The organism is Nocardia arthritidis NBRC 100137, assembly GCF_001612765.1.
Lineage (GTDB): Bacteria > Actinomycetota > Actinomycetes > Mycobacteriales > Mycobacteriaceae > Nocardia > Nocardia arthritidis.
This window is the reverse complement of record NZ_BDBB01000060.1, coordinates 21,660-38,379: the sequence shown is the minus strand read 5'-3', so window position 1 is coordinate 38,379 and position 16,720 is coordinate 21,660. Positions and strand designations below refer to the sequence as shown.

14 protein-coding genes are annotated in these 16,720 nt (G+C 68.7%); 9 read left to right on the top strand and 5 right to left on the bottom strand.

The window, feature by feature from the left end; translation table 11 throughout:
• A partial coding sequence (locus NA8_RS30005) for a sterol carrier family protein (protein WP_063053677.1) occupies nt 1-273 on the top strand: 273 nt, incomplete at its 5' end.
• A 74-nt stretch (nt 274-347) separates the two neighbouring features.
• Here NA8_RS30005 and NA8_RS30000 read toward each other — a convergent pair.
• On the bottom strand, nt 348-1,616 hold the full coding sequence (locus tag NA8_RS30000; protein WP_063053676.1) for a YhgE/Pip domain-containing protein: 1,269 nt from the start codon (nt 1,614-1,616) through the stop codon (nt 348-350).
• A 216-nt stretch (nt 1,617-1,832) separates the two neighbouring features.
• Here NA8_RS30000 and purF point away from each other — a divergent pair, with 216 nt between their 5' ends.
• The 6 genes from purF to purM all read left to right on the top strand — a co-directional run bounded on the left by purF (nt 1,833) and on the right by purM (nt 10,457).
• Complete coding sequence (gene purF, locus NA8_RS29995) at nt 1,833-3,425, top strand: amidophosphoribosyltransferase (protein ID WP_063053675.1); 1,593 nt, start codon at nt 1,833-1,835, stop codon at nt 3,423-3,425.
• Between the two features lie 462 nt (nt 3,426-3,887).
• The gene (locus NA8_RS29990) at nt 3,888-5,423 is read left to right on the top strand and encodes an ABC transporter substrate-binding protein (RefSeq protein WP_063053674.1); all 1,536 of its coding nucleotides are present in this window, start codon (nt 3,888-3,890) and stop codon (nt 5,421-5,423) included.
• A 122-nt stretch (nt 5,424-5,545) separates the two neighbouring features.
• Nucleotides 5,546-6,559: an ABC transporter permease gene (locus NA8_RS29985; protein WP_157106999.1), complete on the top strand. Its 1,014-nt coding sequence runs from the start codon at nt 5,546-5,548 to the stop codon at nt 6,557-6,559.
• Nucleotides 6,559-7,569 carry an ABC transporter permease gene (locus tag NA8_RS29980; RefSeq protein WP_063053673.1) on the top strand — a complete coding sequence of 337 codons (1,011 nt, stop codon included), beginning with the start codon at nt 6,559-6,561 and terminating at the stop codon, nt 7,567-7,569. The genes NA8_RS29985 and NA8_RS29980 overlap by 1 nt, the downstream gene beginning before the upstream one ends.
• Nucleotides 7,562-9,250 (top strand): ABC transporter ATP-binding protein, encoded by a 1,689-nt coding sequence (locus NA8_RS29975; protein WP_063053672.1) that lies wholly within the window; start codon nt 7,562-7,564, stop codon nt 9,248-9,250. Before NA8_RS29980 ends, NA8_RS29975 begins: the two co-directional genes overlap by 8 nt.
• A gap of 130 nt (nt 9,251-9,380) precedes the next feature.
• Entirely contained in the window at nt 9,381-10,457 is a 1,077-nt protein-coding gene (gene purM / locus NA8_RS29970) for a phosphoribosylformylglycinamidine cyclo-ligase (RefSeq protein ID WP_063053671.1), read from the top strand.
• A 147-nt stretch (nt 10,458-10,604) separates the two neighbouring features.
• On the opposite strand, the gene NA8_RS29965 is transcribed toward purM, so the two are convergent.
• The 4 genes from NA8_RS29965 to ygfZ all read right to left on the bottom strand — a co-directional run bounded on the left by NA8_RS29965 (nt 10,605) and on the right by ygfZ (nt 13,876).
• On the bottom strand, nt 10,605-10,814 hold the full coding sequence (locus tag NA8_RS29965; protein WP_063053670.1) for a DUF3073 domain-containing protein: 210 nt from the start codon (nt 10,812-10,814) through the stop codon (nt 10,605-10,607).
• 175 nt (nt 10,815-10,989) lie between these two features.
• Nucleotides 10,990-11,943, bottom strand: coding sequence for an asparaginase (locus NA8_RS29960; RefSeq protein ID WP_063053669.1), 954 nt, complete (start codon nt 11,941-11,943; stop codon nt 10,990-10,992).
• The gene (locus NA8_RS29955) at nt 11,940-12,659 is read right to left on the bottom strand and encodes an MOSC domain-containing protein (protein ID WP_063053668.1); all 720 of its coding nucleotides are present in this window, start codon (nt 12,657-12,659) and stop codon (nt 11,940-11,942) included. Before NA8_RS29955 ends, NA8_RS29960 begins: the two co-directional genes overlap by 4 nt.
• Nucleotides 12,660-12,760: 101 nt before the next feature.
• On the bottom strand, nt 12,761-13,876 hold the full coding sequence (ygfZ, locus tag NA8_RS29950; RefSeq protein ID WP_439957435.1) for a CAF17-like 4Fe-4S cluster assembly/insertion protein YgfZ: 1,116 nt from the start codon (nt 13,874-13,876) through the stop codon (nt 12,761-12,763).
• 182 nt (nt 13,877-14,058) lie between these two features.
• On the opposite strand from ygfZ, the gene NA8_RS29945 reads away from it, so the two are divergent.
• Both NA8_RS29945 and NA8_RS29940 read left to right on the top strand, forming a co-directional pair.
• On the top strand, nt 14,059-14,979 hold the full coding sequence (locus tag NA8_RS29945; protein ID WP_063053667.1) for an aminodeoxychorismate lyase: 921 nt from the start codon (nt 14,059-14,061) through the stop codon (nt 14,977-14,979).
• A gap of 241 nt (nt 14,980-15,220) precedes the next feature.
• Nucleotides 15,221-16,714: a cytochrome ubiquinol oxidase subunit I gene (locus NA8_RS29940; RefSeq protein WP_063053666.1), complete on the top strand. Its 1,494-nt coding sequence runs from the start codon at nt 15,221-15,223 to the stop codon at nt 16,712-16,714.
• Nucleotides 16,715-16,720: the final 6 nt, after the last annotated feature.

The following is a 16,720-nucleotide window of genomic DNA, read 5'->3' as shown; positions in this document are numbered from 1 at the left end:
CGGACCACGGCGCGCTCGCTGGCGGCCTCCGCGCCGGGGCATTCGGTGGAGGTGCGGGTGCCGCCGTTCGTCGCGGTGCAGTGCGTCGAGGGGCCGCGGCACACCAGGGGCACCCCGCCGAACGTCGTGGAGACCGACCCGCGCACCTGGCTGCTCTTGGCCACCGGCCTGCTCGAGTTCGACGACGCCGTCGCCTCCGGCGCGGTCACCGCCTCCGGCACCCGCGCGGCCGAGATCGCCCATTGGCTCCCGATCGTCCGGGCCACCGCCTGAGGTCCGCGCCTATGCGGTGCTGATGGGTCGGCCGAGGTGTGTTCGGAAACCGTTGATTCGCGACGTGTTCCGGTTCACGCCTGGACGACGTTGCGGCGCTCCAGCCCCTTACGGTCGTAGAAGCGAGTGACCGCCGCGCCCAGCACCAGCCCGATCGCCAGCCCCAGGACCGCCATCCACACCCCGCGAGTGAGTCCCGCCTCGAAACTCGCGTCGAAGTACAGGATCGACCGCACCCCGAGGAACACCTGGTGCATGGGCTCGAAGGAAGCGAGCGAGCCGAAGTATCGCGGCGTCGCCTCGATCGGCACGGTGCCGCCGGAGGACGGCAAACCGAGGATGACGAACAGGATCAGGTTCGCCAGCAGGCCCGCCGAGCCGATCGCCGCCAGCATGGACAGCCCGGTGACGCCCACGGCGGTGAGGGCGAGCACGCTGTAGAGGTACAGGGCGAGCGGATTGCCGATCGGCATGTCCAACAGCTTGCCGACGACCAGGAACACCGCGGAGACGATGCTCGCCGCCAGCACGAACACGCCCCACTTGATCAGCAGCGTCCTGAACCGCGAGATCGGAGTGGACGGGTAGTGCACGTACCAGGGGCCGTACTCGGTGGGTACGAAGCCGAGCTGCGCATCGATCATGGTGTGGATCACCATCGCGCCGACCACGCCGGCCAGCAGCAGCAACAGGGCGTAGAAGAACGCGGTCAGCCCCTGCCCGCTACCGTGCGGCAGTGGGTGGTACTGCTGCGTGACCACCTCGATCGGCGACGCCAGCGCGACCTTGGTCGCCCCGGTCAGCTCGGGCGCGGGCGGACCGCCGGGCGGCGAGGCGAGCTGCGCGGTGACCTGATCGAGCAGCTGCTTGCCGACCTGCTTGTTCACCTCGGTGAGCGCCTCGTCGCCGACCCGGAGCACGATCTGGGTGCCGAACGCGCCGGTGCGCGGATTCGTCTGCAGCGTGATGATCGGCCGCTGGATGTCCCCCGGTATGACACTGCCCACGCCCAGATTCCCGAGCCGCTTGCTGAAATCGCTCGGGATGACTATCGCGCCGTAGACCTGCCCGGACTGCATCTGCCGCTCGGACTCGTTGATGCTGATCACCCGCAGGTCGACCTTGTCCGACGGAACCCCATCGGACAGTGCCCGCGTGATCTGGTCGCCGAAATTCACCTTCCGCGCGGTGCTCCCGTTGCCGATGGTGTCGCCCACGTCCTGGTTGACCAGGGCGATCGGGAAATCGTGCAGGTTCTTCTCCGGATCGACGACGTAGTCGAGGTACATGATGCCCAGCAGTGCGGTGAGCAGGCTGAGCACCGCGAGGGGGAACAGCACCATCCGAGGCCATGGCCTGCGCGCGGGGGCCGCACCCGACTCCGTCGTGCTCGCGTCGTCCGTAGTCGTCACGGTGCGCACCGTAACAGCTGCCCGCGTCGCACCGGCCGAGCTTCGGGCACCCCGGATTGCTGCTCGGATGCGGCGGCGGTGTCAGTGCGCCACCGAGCACCCGTAGAATGAAATCTGCCCCCAGCCCGCCCGAACAGGGAGCAAACGGTGACCAACGCCGAACTGCCGGTCCAGAGCATTTCCGCCCCCTCCTGTCCCGCCCCGGACGTCGACGAGAACGAGCCGCGCGAGGAGTGCGGAGTCTTCGGAGTCTGGGCGCCGAGCGAAGAAGTGGCGAAGCTCACGTATTACGGGCTCTATGCGTTGCAACACCGTGGACAGGAGGCGGCGGGCATTGCGGTGTCGGACGGCTCGCAGATCCTGGTCTTCAAGGATTTGGGTCTGGTCAGCCAGGTGTTCGACGAGCAGACGCTGGCGGCCATGCCGGGTCACATCGCCGTCGGGCACTGCCGCTACTCCACCACAGGCGGGGTGACCTGGGAGAACGCGCAGCCCATCTTCCGCACCACCGCGGTCGGTTCCGGACTTGCCCTGGGGCACAACGGAAATCTGGTCAACACCGCCGAATTGGCCGGTCGCGCACGCGAACTCGGCCTGCTCGGCGCTTCCGTCCGAGGCGGGCGCCCGCAGCCCGCCGCGGCGACGTCCGACTCCGACGTGGTCACCGCGCTGCTCGCGCACGCCTCCGCCGACTCGAGCATCGAGCAGGCCGCGATGGAACTGCTGCCCACCTTGAAGGGCGCGTTCTGCCTGACCTTCATGGACGAGCACACCCTCTACGCCGCGCGCGACCCGCACGGCGTACGCCCGCTGTGCCTGGGCAGGCTGGAGCGTGGCTGGGTCGTTGCCAGTGAGACAGCCGCGCTGGACATCGTCGGCGCCGCGTTCGTCCGCGAGATCGAACCCGGCGAATTGCTGGCGATCGACGCCGAAGGCGTGCGCTCGATGCGCTTCGCCAACCCCGAACCCAAGGGCTGTGTCTTCGAGTACGTGTATCTGGCCCGGCCGGACAGCACCATCGCGGGCCGGTCGGTGCACGCCACCCGGGTGGAGATCGGCCGGCGCCTCGCGAAGGAACACCCGGTAGACGCCGATCTGGTGATCCCGGTTCCCGAATCCGGCACGCCGGCCGCCGTCGGCTACGCGCAGGGGTCGGGAGTGCCCTACGGCCAGGGTCTGATGAAGAACGCCTACGTCGGGCGCACATTCATCCAGCCGAGTCAGACCATCCGGCAGCTGGGCATCCGGCTCAAGCTCAATCCGCTGCGCGAGGTGATCCGGGGCAAGCGCCTGATCGTCGTGGACGACTCGATCGTGCGCGGCAACACCCAGCGCGCGCTGATCCGGATGCTGCGCGAGGCGGGCGCGGTGGAGATCCATGTGCGGATCGCTTCGCCGCCGGTGAAATGGCCGTGCTTCTACGGCATCGACTTCGCCTCGCGGGCGGAACTGATCGCCAACGGCGCGGGGACCGAAGGCGACGTCGCGGACATGGTCGAGGGCGTACGCCGGTCGATCGGCGCCGACACCCTGGGCTACATCTCGCTCGACGGCATGGTCGCAGCGACCGAACAGCCGCGCTCGCGGCTGTGCTGCGCGTGCTTCGACGGTACCTATCCGATTCCGCTGCCCACCGAGGCGGCCATCGGGAAGAACGTGCTGGAGGGCATGCTCACCGGCCAGTCCGAGGCCGCGCTGCTGAGCGATAACGCGAATGCGAGCGCGCTGAGCCGTCCGTGAGCGGCCGCTGATCGCCTTGTGATCACCTGCGCCGGTGGGCCGCCCGTCCGGGCGTCCACCGGAATCCCCTTCGCCGCGGCGCGTGCTGGTTTCGTCGCAAGCGTTCGCCGGTACCGTCATGTCCTGTCGCGAAGCATCGCGTGGCGTGCTCGAGACATGACGCCCCACCCTACGCCGCCTTCCTGGACATACGACCGGTTCTACCGGCGGTCGTAGGCGCTGCGCATAACGCCTGCTGATGGGCTCGCGGATTTTCTTCGAAAACGTAACGTGCCGAAAATGCTTCGTAGGTACGGTGCCGATCAGACCGGAAGTTCACCCGTGTCCGCACCGGGCCCGCGATCCACGCCGAGCGCGGTGCGGCGCTCGAGAAGTGGGGCCGTGATGAGGAATTCGTGGTTGGGGCGACGGAACGGGACGCGAACCATCGCGGTCGTCGGCTTACTGGGGTTGGCGGCGTCGATGCTGGCGGGCTGCGGCTCCGGGCGAACCGGCGAGGACGATGACGGCGGCGGCCTGGTGGCAGGCACCACCGACAAGATCTTCTCGCTCGATCCGGCGGCCGCCTACGACAACGGCTCGCTCGTCGCCGAGACGCAGATCTACCAGTACCTGCTGAACTTCGCGCCCGGCGACGCGACGCCTCGGCCCGATGCCGCGCAGAAGTGCGAGTTCACCGCGCCCACGGTGTACACCTGCACGCTGAAGGACGGCCTGAGATTCGCCAACGGCAACCCGTTGACCGCCACCAGCGTGAAGTTCTCCTTCGACCGGATGCTGCGGATCAACGACCCGAACGGGCCCGCGGCACTGCTCGGCAACCTGGAGAAGACCGACGTGGTGGACGCGCGCACCGTCGCGTTCACGCTGAAGGTGGCCAACGATCAGACCTTCCCCGCGATCCTGCCCACCCAGGCAGGACCGATCGTCGACGAGAAGGTGTACGCGCCGGACCGGGTGCTGCCGGACGAGGACGTGGTGCGGGGCAAGGGTTATTCCGGCCCGTACACCATCGCCGGTTACGACAAGAACAAACTGGTCGAGTACCGGGCATTCGCCGGCTACAACGGCATCCTCGGCACACCGAGAACCGAGACGGTGTCGACGAAGTACTACGCCACCACCGACAACATGAAACTCGACCTCCAGAACGGTTCGCTCGACGTCGGATATCGGTCGCTGACGCCCACCGACATCGAGTCGCTGCGCAACGACAGCAAGGTCACCGTGCACGAGGGCCCCGGCGGTGAATTGCGCTACCTGGTGTTCAACCTGGACACCATGCCGGGCGGTACGCCTGCGCAGAAACTGGCCGTGCGCAAGGCCGTCGCGTCCACCGTCGACCGGGCCGCGCTGGCCGACGGCGTCTACAAAAAGACGTACCTGCCCGCGTATTCGTCCGTGCCGCAGGGCGTGCCGGGTGCGGCGGAGCCGTTCCAGGACATCTACGGCGCCCGGCCGAACAAGGATCAGGCGGCGAGATTCCTGGCCGAGGCCGGGGTGCCGACCCCGGTGGAGCTGAATCTCCAATACAACCCGGACCACTACGGCTCCAGCAGCTCCGAGGAGTACGCGGCGATCAAGTCGCAGCTGGAGTCCACCGGTTTGTTCCTGGTCAACCTGCAATCCACCGAATGGGTGACCTACCAGCGCGAACGGGCCCGCGACGGCTACCCGCTCTACCAGTTCGGCTGGTTCCCGGACTTCCCGGACCCGGACAACTACCTGTCTCCGTTCTTCGGCCCGAACAACTTCCTGCAGTCGCACTTCGAGGACCCGGGCATCTCCGCGCAGCTGATCGCGCAGGCCACCCAGCCCGACAAGGACAAGCGGCTCGCGCAGATCCAGCAGGTGCAGCGCGACCTCGCGCAGAACTTCCTGCCGATCGTTCCGCTGCTGTCCGGCAAGCAGATCGCGGTCTCGGCCGCAGGCGTGCAAGGCGTGGAGCAGACGCTCGACGCGTCGTTCAAGTTCCGCTATACGGTGCTGAGCAAGTGAGGTCCGGCGAGACAGCCGGGCCCGAGGTGACGATATCGGCGGACAGCGCGCCGGCATCGGTCCGGGCCCGGCCCTGGGACCTGCGGCGAACAGGCAGGGGCGGTGACGATTCCCGGCACCGCATGTTGTCGCGCTACCTCGGCGTCCGCCTGCTGCTGATCCCGGTGACCGCGTGGATCCTGGTCACGGTCGTGTTCTTCCTGATGCGCGTGGTCGGCGATCCGATCAGCGCGGCCATGGGCGGGCGCATGACCCAGGAACAGATAGCAGCGCGCAAGGAGGCAGCCGGGCTCAACCGGCCGATCCTGGCCCAGTACCGGGACTACCTCTCCGGGCTGCTGCACGGGGATCTCGGCCGATCCCAGGACAATCGGCAGATCAGCGAGGTGGTGCTCACCTACGGCGCGGCCTCGCTGGAGCTGGTGTGCTGGGCGCTGATCGTCGCGTTCGCGATCGGCGTCCCGCTGGGCAGATACGCCGCGACGCACCGGGATTCGGCTGCCGACACCACGCTGCGCTTGCTGGCCATCCTGTTCTACGCCGCGCCGGTGTTCTTCGTCGGCCTGCTGCTCAAGCTGGTGTTCGCGGTGCGGCTGGGCTGGCTGCCGGTGGCGGGACGGGCCAGCACCAACGTGGAGCTGCGGCTGCAGCACGTCTCGCCGAAGACCAACATCATGCTGATCGACGCGATCCTCTACGGTGACCCCGGCTACCTGCTCGACGTGCTGAAACACGCCGTGCTGCCCGCCGTCGCGCTGGGTCTGCTCACCGCGGGCATCTTCCTGCGGCTGGTGCGGATCAACCTCATCCAGACCCTGCGCGCCGACTACGTGGACGCCGCACGGGCGCGCGGTCTGTCCCGCCGCGTGGTGACCGGGCGGCATGCCTTCCGCAACGCGATGATCCCGATCGTCACGGTGATGGGCATGCAGATCGCCATGATGCTCGGCGCGTCGGTGCTCACCGAGACCACGTTCGAGTGGAAGGGCCTCGGCTACCAGTTCGCGCAGTACCTGTCGGCGCGCGACTTCATCGCCGTGCAGGGCATCGTCGCGTTCATCGCGCTCATCGTGGCGGTGCTGAGCTTCGTGGTGGACATCCTGGTGGCGCTGATCGATCCGAGGGTGAGGTTCTGATGACCGCTCCGGAACTACTGAACGAACCTCCGGTCATTCCCTCCGCGCCGCGAAGGGGTGTACCCGGCCTGCGATTGTTCGCGATGACCGCGGGGTTGCAGCGCGTGACGCTGATCCTCGGGCTCGCGTTGGTCGGCGTCTTCGTGGTCGCCGCCGTTCTCGCTCCGCTGATCGCGCCGTACGGGTTCGCCCAGAGCGCCACCGACGGCGTCGAGTTCGCCCGCCAGCAGGCGCCGTCGGCCGAACACTGGTTCGGCACCTCGGTGCGCGGGGAGGACGTGTTCTCCCGGGTGATCTACGGTGCGCGCACCGCACTGTGGGTGATCGCGATCTCACTGGTGCTCTCGCTGCTGATCGGGGTGCCGCTGGGGCTGCTGTCCGGCTATGCCGGGCGGTGGCCGGACCGGCTGCTGGTGCTGTTCATGGACGCGATGTACGCGTTTCCGACGCTGCTGCTGGCGATCGTGGTGTCCATCGTGGTCGCGGGCGGCCGCTCGACCAGCCTGGGCGGTGTGCTGTCCGCGGCGGTGGCCATCACGGCGGTCTTCGTGCCGCAGTACTTCCGCGTGGTGCGCAACGCGACCGTGGCCGTGAAACAGGAGCCGTACGTCGACGCGGCCCGGGTGACCGGAGCGTCGACCACGCGAATCCTGTTCCGGCACATCCTCGCAAATGTCACCCAATCGCTGCCCGTGATCGTCACGCTCAACGGATCGGAGGCCATCCTCACACTGGCCGGGCTGGGCTTCCTCGGTTTCGGCATCGAACCGACCCAGGCCGCGGAGTGGGGATTCGACCTGAACAAAGCGCTGTCGGATGTCTCCAACGGCATCTGGTGGACCGGCGTCTTCCCCGGCGTCGCCATCGTGCTCGTCGTGCTCGGCATGACCTTGGTGGGCGAGAGCCTCAACGAAGTGCTCAACCCCATCCTGCGCACCCGTCGCGCGGCGGCGGTGGCGACCGGGCCCGGCGTAGCGCCGGGCGGAGGAAAGGACGCGAGCGATGCCTGAACCTTCCGCGGCCGACCGGGGCCGCCCCGCCCTGTCCATCGAATCGCTGTCGGTCACCTTCGCCACCGACGCGGGGCCCGTGCACGCGGTCACCGACGTCTCCTACGAGGTCTATCCGGGCGAAGTGCTGGCCGTCGTAGGGGAATCCGGTTCGGGCAAGTCGGTGAGCTCGCGCACCGCGATGGGGTTGCTGCCCGCGACCGCCACCGTGGCCGGCTTGGTCGCCCTGGGCGCCGAGCAGGTCACCGCGATGAGCGAGAAGCAACTCACCGCGCTGCGCGGCGGTGCGATCTCGATGGTGTTCCAGGAACCCGGACTGGCGCTGGACCCGTTGTTCACCGTCGGTTTCCAGATCGGCGAGGCGCTGCGGGCGCACACCGCGATGACCAAGAAGGCCGCGAAGGCCCGCGCGGTGGAACTGCTGCGCCTGGTGGGGTTGCCCGACCCGGAGCACCGGGTGAACTACTATCCGCACCAGCTCTCCGGCGGGCAGAAACAACGTGTGATGATCGCCATCGCCATCGCCTGCGAGCCGAAGGTGATCATCGCCGACGAGCCGACCACGGCGCTGGACGTCACGGTGCAGGCCGAGATCCTCGCCCTGCTGCGGGACCTGCGCGACCGGATCGGCAGCGCGATCGTGCTGATCACCCACAACATGGGTGTGGTCGCCGACATCGCCGACCGCGTGGTGGTGATGCGCGACGGCGCGGTGGTCGAGCAGGCGCCGGTGGACGAGCTGTTCGCCCGGCCCAAGGCGGAGTACACCCGCGCCCTGCTGGCCGCGGTGCCGCACCTGGGCGCCGAACAGATCGAGCACGGGCCGTCCGGCCGCGCCGGAACCGAGGCCGATCCGGTGCTCGAGATCCGCGACCTGGTGGTCGAGTTCCCCGGCTCGTTCGGCAGGCCGCGGTTGCGCGCCGTCGACGGGGTGAGCCTGCGCATCGCGCCCGGCGAGACGCTGGGCCTGGTCGGTGAATCCGGATCTGGCAAGTCGACCATCGGCCGCTGCGTGGCGGCGCTGCAACGGCCGACCTCCGGAACGGTGCGGGTGCGCGGGGAGGACGTCGCGGGGCTGTCGCAGCGCAAGCTGCGGCCGATCCGGCGGCGCTTCGGATTCGTCTTCCAGGACCCGGCGAGTTCGCTGAACCCCCGGCTCACCGTGGGGGAGTGCGTGGCGGAGCCGTTGCTGGTGCACAAGGCCGGAAGCTCCGCGCAGATCCGAGCGCGGGTGCGCAGACTGCTCGACGACGTGTGTTTGCCCGCAGGCGTCGAACGCCGCTATCCGCACGAGTTGTCCGGCGGGCAGCGTCAGCGCGCGAGCCTGGCCCGCGCTCTGGTGCTCGACCCGGACCTGCTGGTCGCCGACGAGCCGACCAGCGCGCTGGACGTCTCGGTGCAGGCGGCGGTGTTGGAGCTGTTCGGCCGGCTACAGCGGGAATGCGGCTGGGCGTGCCTGTTCATCAGCCATGACCTGGCGGTGGTCGATCAGCTCGCCGACCGGATCGTGGTGTTGCGCGACGGTGCGGTGGTCGAGGAGGGCGATCGCGATCGCATCCTGCGCGCGCCGCGAGAGGAGTACACCCGGCGCTTGGTCGCCGCGGTGCCGGTGCCCGACCCGGTGCGGCAACGCCGCCGTCGGGAGGAGGCCGGGCGGCTCGACGGGGACAAGACGGACTGATCGTCCGCTTTACGGTTGGTTCTGCCCTATTGTCAAGAGGGCGAGCCAACACCGGTGCGGGGTCGTTATCCGGCTCCGGTAGCGTGAGCAGGCATCTATCCGCCGATTCGGTTTGGAGCTTTCCCCGAAGATGACTGAACAGACCCCCAGTGGTGGTGCCTCATACGCCGCGGCAGGCGTGGACATCGAGGCAGGTGACCGCGCAGTCGAGTTGTTCGGGCCATTGGCGAAGAAGGCGACCCGGCCCGAGGTCCAAGGCGGCCTCGGTGGTTTCGCCGGGCTGTTCGCATTGAAGGGCGGCTACCGGGAACCGCTGCTGGCGGCCTCCACCGACGGCGTCGGCACCAAGATCGCGGTCGCCCAGGCGATGGACAAGCACGACACCGTCGGCCTCGACCTGGTCGCCATGGTGGTGGACGATCTGGTGGTCTGCGGCGCGGAGCCGCTGTTCCTGCAGGACTACATCGCCATCGGCAAGGTCGTCCCGGAGAAGGTCGCCGAACTGGTCTCCGGTATCGCGGAGGGTTGTGTGCGCGCCGGTTGCGCGCTGCTGGGAGGCGAGACCGCCGAGCATCCCGGGCTGATGGACCCGGACGACTACGACTTGTCCGCCACCGGCATCGGCGTGGTCGAGGCCGACGCGGTGCTCGGTCCCGACCGGGTCCGTCCCGGCGACGTGGTGATCGCCATGGGGTCCTCCGGGCTGCACTCCAACGGCTACAGCCTGGCCCGCAAGGTGCTGCTGGACATCGACCGCATGTCGCTCACCGGCCACGTCGAGGAATTCGGCCGCACCTTGGGCGAGGAACTACTCGAGCCGACCCGGATCTACGCCAAGGACTGCCTGGCTCTGATCGCCGAGACCGATGTGCGCACCTTCGCCCACGTCACCGGCGGCGGCCTGACGGCGAACCTGGCCCGGGTGCTGCCCGCGGGCATGGTGGCCGAACTGGATCGCGGCACCTGGAACCCCGCGCCGGTGTTCAAGATGATCGCCCAGCGCGGCCGGGTGGAGCGGGTCGAGATGGAGAAGACGTTCAACATGGGCGTCGGCATGGTCGCCGTCGTTGCCCCGGAGGACGTGGACCGGGCCCTGGCGGTGCTGACCGCGCGGCACATCGAGTGCTGGACGCTCGGCACGGTCAAGAAGGCCAAGGACGCCGAAGCCGTGCGCGCCGTCCTGGTCGGGGAGCATCCGCGGTTCTGATCGCGGCGAAGACACCTCAGAGTCCCGCATCCTCGTTCGATGCGGGACTCTGAGGTGTTGCAAGCCTTTTCGGCGCCTGTGACGTCAACCCGCGACAACGCTCGAAGGGGGAGGCCCGTCGGCCTCCCCCTTCAGACGTAATCCGAGTCAGCGGCGCCAGTCGTCGTAGTCGTCCTCGTCCCATCGGGACAAAGAGTCGTCCGCGTCGTGCTCATCGGACAGCACACCACCACTCCGCTGGGAGTTGGGGCTTCCCGAAAGCTCGCGCTGAAGGCTCGCGAAGTCGGTCGGCGTCGAGCTGTACTTCAGCTCGCGTGCGACCTTGGTCTGCTTTGCCTTAGCCCGGCCACGGCCCATGGCTGACCCCCTCGCGTCACAGCGGGGCGGCCTGGGGTTTGGTGGCGGCCCCGTTCGAATTAATACTCTTCCTGACAGACACTTTAGCGTGTGTCCGGCGGTCTCGCTTCCAGGAGTGGGTGAAGAACTCCGGAACCGGTGCCGTTTGCCCGCTTGTCGCCCCGCCGTGGAATGCCTAGACCACGCCGGGTATCGCGCGAATCACACCGACTCGGGCGCCCCCGCCGAGCACCGCCGGGGCCGCGAGCTCCGCGTGCGCATCGGTCCACTCGATCCCCATCCGATGCAGAATCGCCAGCGTCAGCGGCATTCGGGCCCGATCGTGGCCGTCTTCGATCTTGTACGCGAAAGCCGATCCGTCCGGCAACGCGCCTGCGTGCACGCCGTCCGCGCCGATCTTGCACACCAGTCCCGGGGTGGCCTGCATGGCCAGCAGGTCGGCCCCGTTCGTGCCGGAAATCACTCGCGGATACGCGCGCACCGCGTCGGCGACCCGGCGTTCCGGGGTGCCGGGCTCGGCCGTCGCCATGGTCGAGAACACCCGCGCGAGGTTGACCAGCGAGACCGGGATGATCGGCAGTCCGCAGCCGTCGATGCCCAGATCGGCTTCCGGCTCGCCGGTCAGGTCGGCCACCGTCGCGATCACCGCGCGCTGCAGCGGATGCGTCCGGTCCTGGTAACCCTCGGTGGGCCAGCCGTTGACCACGCAGGTCGCGAGCATCGCCGCGTGCTTGCCGGAGCAATTCATGTAGATCGGATGGGGCTGTTGCCCGCCGGTGAGCGCCGCGGCGCGGGCGCGCTCGTCGTACGGCAGATCGGGCGGGCACGCCAGAGACGAGTCGGGCAGGCCGAAGCGGTCCAGCAGCCTGCGCACCAGCGCGACGTGGTCCGGTTCGCCGAAGTGTGAGGCGGTGGCGATGGCCAGTTCGGCGTCGTCGAGCGGCTGGAACCCATTGCGCAGGAGGGTGATCGCCTGCATCGGTTTGTTCGTCGAACGCGGGAAGATCGGCAGATGCACTTCGCCGAGCTCGAGGGTGGGCTCGCCCGCCGCGTCGAGAACCACCACCGAGCCGCGGTGCACGCATTCGCGGAAGCCGGAGCGGACGACTTCGACCAGTTCCACACTCACAGTTGCGCTCCCGTGCCGATGTCGTCGGTGCGGCCGGCCGCCGCGTGCCGGTGCGCCGCGGCCCGCGCTGCGTTGGTGTGCCTGCGCGCGTGCCGTTCGACCTGCATGCGCACGTCGTCGGAGATGGTCGGCTCGTCGGCGAGCAGGATCGTCAGCAGGTCGAGATCGGCGCCGGTGAACAGGTCGCGGACGGTGATGCCGTGCTCGGGGACGTGCACCACCGAGATGCGATCGCCCGCGGCGATCGTTCCCTCGGTGAGCACCCGCAGATAGGCGCCGGTGTCGCTGCGCAAGGCGAAGCGTTTGACCCACTGCTGCTCGCCGCTCCAGTGCTGGAACGTCGCACACGGCACGCGCGGAGCGCTGACCTCCAGCAAAGAGTCGCCGACCGACCAGCGCGCGCCGATCACCGAGTCGCTGACCGGAAGTCCACCGACCCGGAGGTTTTCGCCGAACCACCCGGCGGGCAGTGTGCGGCCGAGTTCGGTGCCCCAGCGTCGGGCGTCCTCGTCGGCGTAGGCGTAGACGGCCTGGTGCACGCCACCATGATGCTTGGTGTCGCAGACGTGGTCGCCGTCCAAGCCGAGCGCGCGCACCGCGACCCGGCCCGCCACCGGTCGCTTGTCGATAGCCGTGCGACCCACCCGGGTCGGCACCTCGAGGTCGGCGTGCACGACACAGGCGGCGAGCACCTCGCCGGTATCACCGACGCGCATGGGCAGCGCTCCTCTCGTCACGGATGGGGAGGCTCGGCGCTGAGCAGGGGTGCGGATGCCGGCTGGAAAAGTCCCACGCCGAACGGTGTTTCGTCAACGGATCAACGCCCGCGCAGCCGGTCGACCGCGACCCGGCCCGCCTGCGGCTCGTCGTCGGAGGGTATCGAATCCGGATCGATGGACGCGGCCACCGGGCCCGCGGCCAGCGCGGTATCGGCCGGAACGGCGCGCTTGACCAGGGCGAGGGCGATCGGGCCGAGCTCGTAGTGGTCGACGACCGTGCCGAGCCTGCCGACCGTGCGGCCACCGGCGGTGACCTCGTCGCCGATCACCGGGCGCTCGTCCGCCGAGCCGTCCAGGTGCAACAGCAGCAGGTGCCGCGGCGGCTTGCCGAGGTTGTGCACCCTGGCCACGGTCTCTTGGCCGCGATAGCAGCCTTTGTCCAGGTGAACCGCTCCGTGCTCGGGGACGCCGCCGATCCAGCGGGCCTCGTGCGGGATGGTGCGCTCGTCGGTGTCCAGGCCGATGCGCGGGCGAACGGCCGCGACGCGCAACGCCTCGAACGCCCACATCCCGGCGGGGGTGGCGCCGGCCGCGGTGAGCCGGGTCCAGAGGTCGGTCAGCCGGTCGCGGGGGATGACCAAGTCGAAGGAGTCCGCCGTCGGCCACGGCATCCGGCGCAGGAAACCGCCGCCGGGCAGCGGCGCCGCCTCGTACATGCCGGGCGGAACCGGGACGCCGAGCGCTTCGGTAAGGCCGGCGACTCCCGGTCCGAGCAGGCTCACAACCGCGTGGTCGGCGGCTTCGACCGGCTTGGCGTCGGCCCAGAAGACCATCTTCTGCAGGAACGCGAGCAGGTCGGGACCGCGCTCGGCCTCGGTATCGATCCAGACGGTGCCGTCCAGCTCGGTGAGCACGAAGTGATGTTGCACCCGGCCGTTCAGATCCAGGTCGAGGTTCTCGGCGGACTGCCCGTCGCCGAGGGCGGCGACATGCTGACTGGTGATGGTGTGCAACCAGGTCAGCCGCTCCCCGCCGGTGATGCGCAGGACGAATCGGTGCGAGCGGTCGACGATCGCCGCGCGCTCCACCGCGGCGCGCTGTTCACCGAACGGATCGCCGTAGTGCCAGGCGACGGCGGCATCGGGCGAACCCGCCGCTCCCGCGACGGCTCCCGACACACTGAGCAGGGGGCTGGGCGCAACGACCACGGACACCTTCTCCACTCTAGGCGGGTCCGCCCGGCGGTGCGCCAACCGGGCCACGGCGCCGCGGTCCGGCATAGCCGATCGGCATTGTCCGAGCATTACGGCGGGGGCTGTGGTGCGGCTGCACAAAAGGTCTGGCAAAAGCGGCCGTGACATAGGCATTGGCCGCTCACACCGCCTACGCTCGTCGCATGGTGGATCGAGTTCTGGTAACTCTCGATGGTGCGGTCCGAGATGTGGATGCGCCGTTGTTGTTCGCGGACGATATCGGCGTATTGCGTGGCGACGGTGTGTTCGAAACGGTGCTCGTGCGCGCGGGCGTCGCGTGCGCGATCGAATTTCATCTAGGCAGACTTCGCCGCTCCGCGCAGGCGCTCGATCTGCCCGAGCCCGAACTGGGTAAATGGCGCGAGGCGGTGGAGATCGCCGCCAAGGAATGGGGCAGCGAACGCGAAGGCGTGCTGCGGCTGGTGCTGACCCGAGGCCGCGACTCCGAGCTGGCGGGCACGCCCGACAAGGTCAAGACCGGCGATCTCGCCGCCGCCGTGCCGGTGCCGACGGCTTTCGTGCTCGTCGCGCCGGTGCCCGAGCGCGTGGCGAAGGCCCGCGCCGAAGGCGTCGCCGTGGTGAGCCTCTCGCGCGGCATCTCCGTCGACCTCGCGCAGGCGGCGCCCTGGCAATTGCTCGGGGCCAAGACGCTGTCCTACGCCACCAACATGGCCGCCCTGCGGTTCGCCGCGCGGATGGGCGCGGACGACGTGATCTTCACCAGCACGGAGAATCGGGTGCTGGAGGGGCCGCGGTCCACCGTGGTGATCGCCCGCGACAAGCAACTGATCACCCCGCCCGCGAAGAACGGCGTGCTGCCCGGCGTCACCCAGCGCGCGCTGTTCGCCGAAGCCGAGAAGGCCGGCTGGCGCTGCCGCTACGACTCGCTGTTCACCGCCGATCTGCTCACCTGCGACAGCGTCTGGATGCTGTCGAGCATCTCGCTCGCGGCCCGGGTCAATTCGCTGGACGGCCTGCGGATGTCCGCGCCGGACAACGCCCAAGAGATCATCGATCTGGTCGATCGCGGCATCGAGCGGGCGGGAGCCATCGGCGACTGGTGACCGGGTGTCGCGCCCGCGAGATCGGTTGTCGCGTCGGCCGGACACGGAGGGCGGCGCTGTCGTGGTGAGGCGCCGCTCCGTGATCTCCGTCCTACTCGGGCGGGCACGGGGTGGCGATGAGCACGGAAAACAGGCGAAATCGCCCGGCAATCGCGCTGGTGGCGTGGCCTAAAACTCATTGTTCCCCGTTGTCTCCGACGTAGTCTTACTACGATACGTCGTAGATACGAAGGAGGCCGGCTTGAACGCCTTGGACATCTCCCGATGGCAGTTCGGCATCACCACGGTCTATCACTTCCTTCTGGTGCCGTTGACCATCGGTCTCGCGCCGCTGGTGGCAGCCATGCAGACCGCATGGGTCGTCACCGGCAAGCAGCACTGGCTGCGGCTGACCAAGTTCTTCGGCAAGCTGTTCCTGATCAACTTCGCGCTCGGCGTCGCGACCGGCATCGTGCAGGAGTTCCAGTTCGGCATGAACTGGAGCGAGTACTCCCGCTTCGTCGGTGACGTGTTCGGCGCCCCGCTCGCGCTGGAAGGCCTGATCGCCTTCTTCATGGAGTCGACCTTCCTCGGGCTGTGGATCTTCGGCTGGAGCCGGTTGCCCAAACTGCTGCACCTGGGCGCGATCTGGATGGTCGCGATCGGCGTGAACGCCTCGGCATACTTCATCGTCGCGGCCAACTCGTTCATGCAGCATCCGGTCGGCGCCCGCTACAACCCGGAAACCGGTCGCGCGGAGCTACAGAGCATCGTGGAGGTGCTCACCAACAACACCTTGCTGGCCGCTTTCCCGCATGTGGTCGCCGGATCCTTCTTGACGGCGGGCACTTTCGTCGCGGGCATCGCGGGATGGTGGATGGTGCGCAACGCCCGCAGCGGCGACGAGGCGAAACTCGTCGAGGCGCGGGCGATGTGGCGGCCTGCGGCGCGGGCGGGCATCGCCGTGCTGATCGTGTCGCTGGCGGCGCTGGTCTACACCGGTGACGTGCAGGGCAAGCTGATGTTCGAACAGCAGCCGATGAAGATGGCCTCGGCGGAATCGTTGTGCCACACCGCGCTCGACCCCGACTTCTCCGTGCTCACCGTCGGCACGCACAACAACTGCGACAGCGTCACGCACGTGCTCGAAGTGCCGTACGTGCTGCCCTGGCTGGCGGAGGGTGAGTTCACCGGCGTGACCTTGGACGGCGTCGTCGACCTGCAGAAGGCCTACAACGAGAAGTTCGGCGTCGGCGACTACCGCCCGAACCTGTTCGTCACCTACTGGTCGTTCCGCGCCATGATCGGTCTGTCGGCGGGTTCGGCGCTGCTCGCGCTGGCCGGGCTGTGGCTCACTCGCCGCGGCCGGGTGCCCGACCAGCGCTGGTTCTCCTGGCTGAGCCTGCTGGTCATCCCCACGCCGTTCCTGGCCAACAGCGCCGGATGGGTGTTCACCGAGATGGGGCGCCAGCCCTGGGTGGTCGTGCCCAACCCCACCGGTGACCCGAACCTGCGCCTCACCGTGCAGCAGGGCGTCTCGAACCACTCGCCCGGCGTCGTTCTGTTCTCCCTGATCACCTTCACGCTGCTGTACGGCGCGCTCGCGATCGTGTGGTTCTACCTGATGCGCCGGTACGTGATCCACGGACCCGATCCGGCCGCACCCGCCGCGTCCGAGCCGCACGGCACGGGCTCGACCTCGGGCGGCCGCACGGCCGAAGAACCCGCCGTCGAACACCTTTCGTTCGCCTACTAGGAGCCG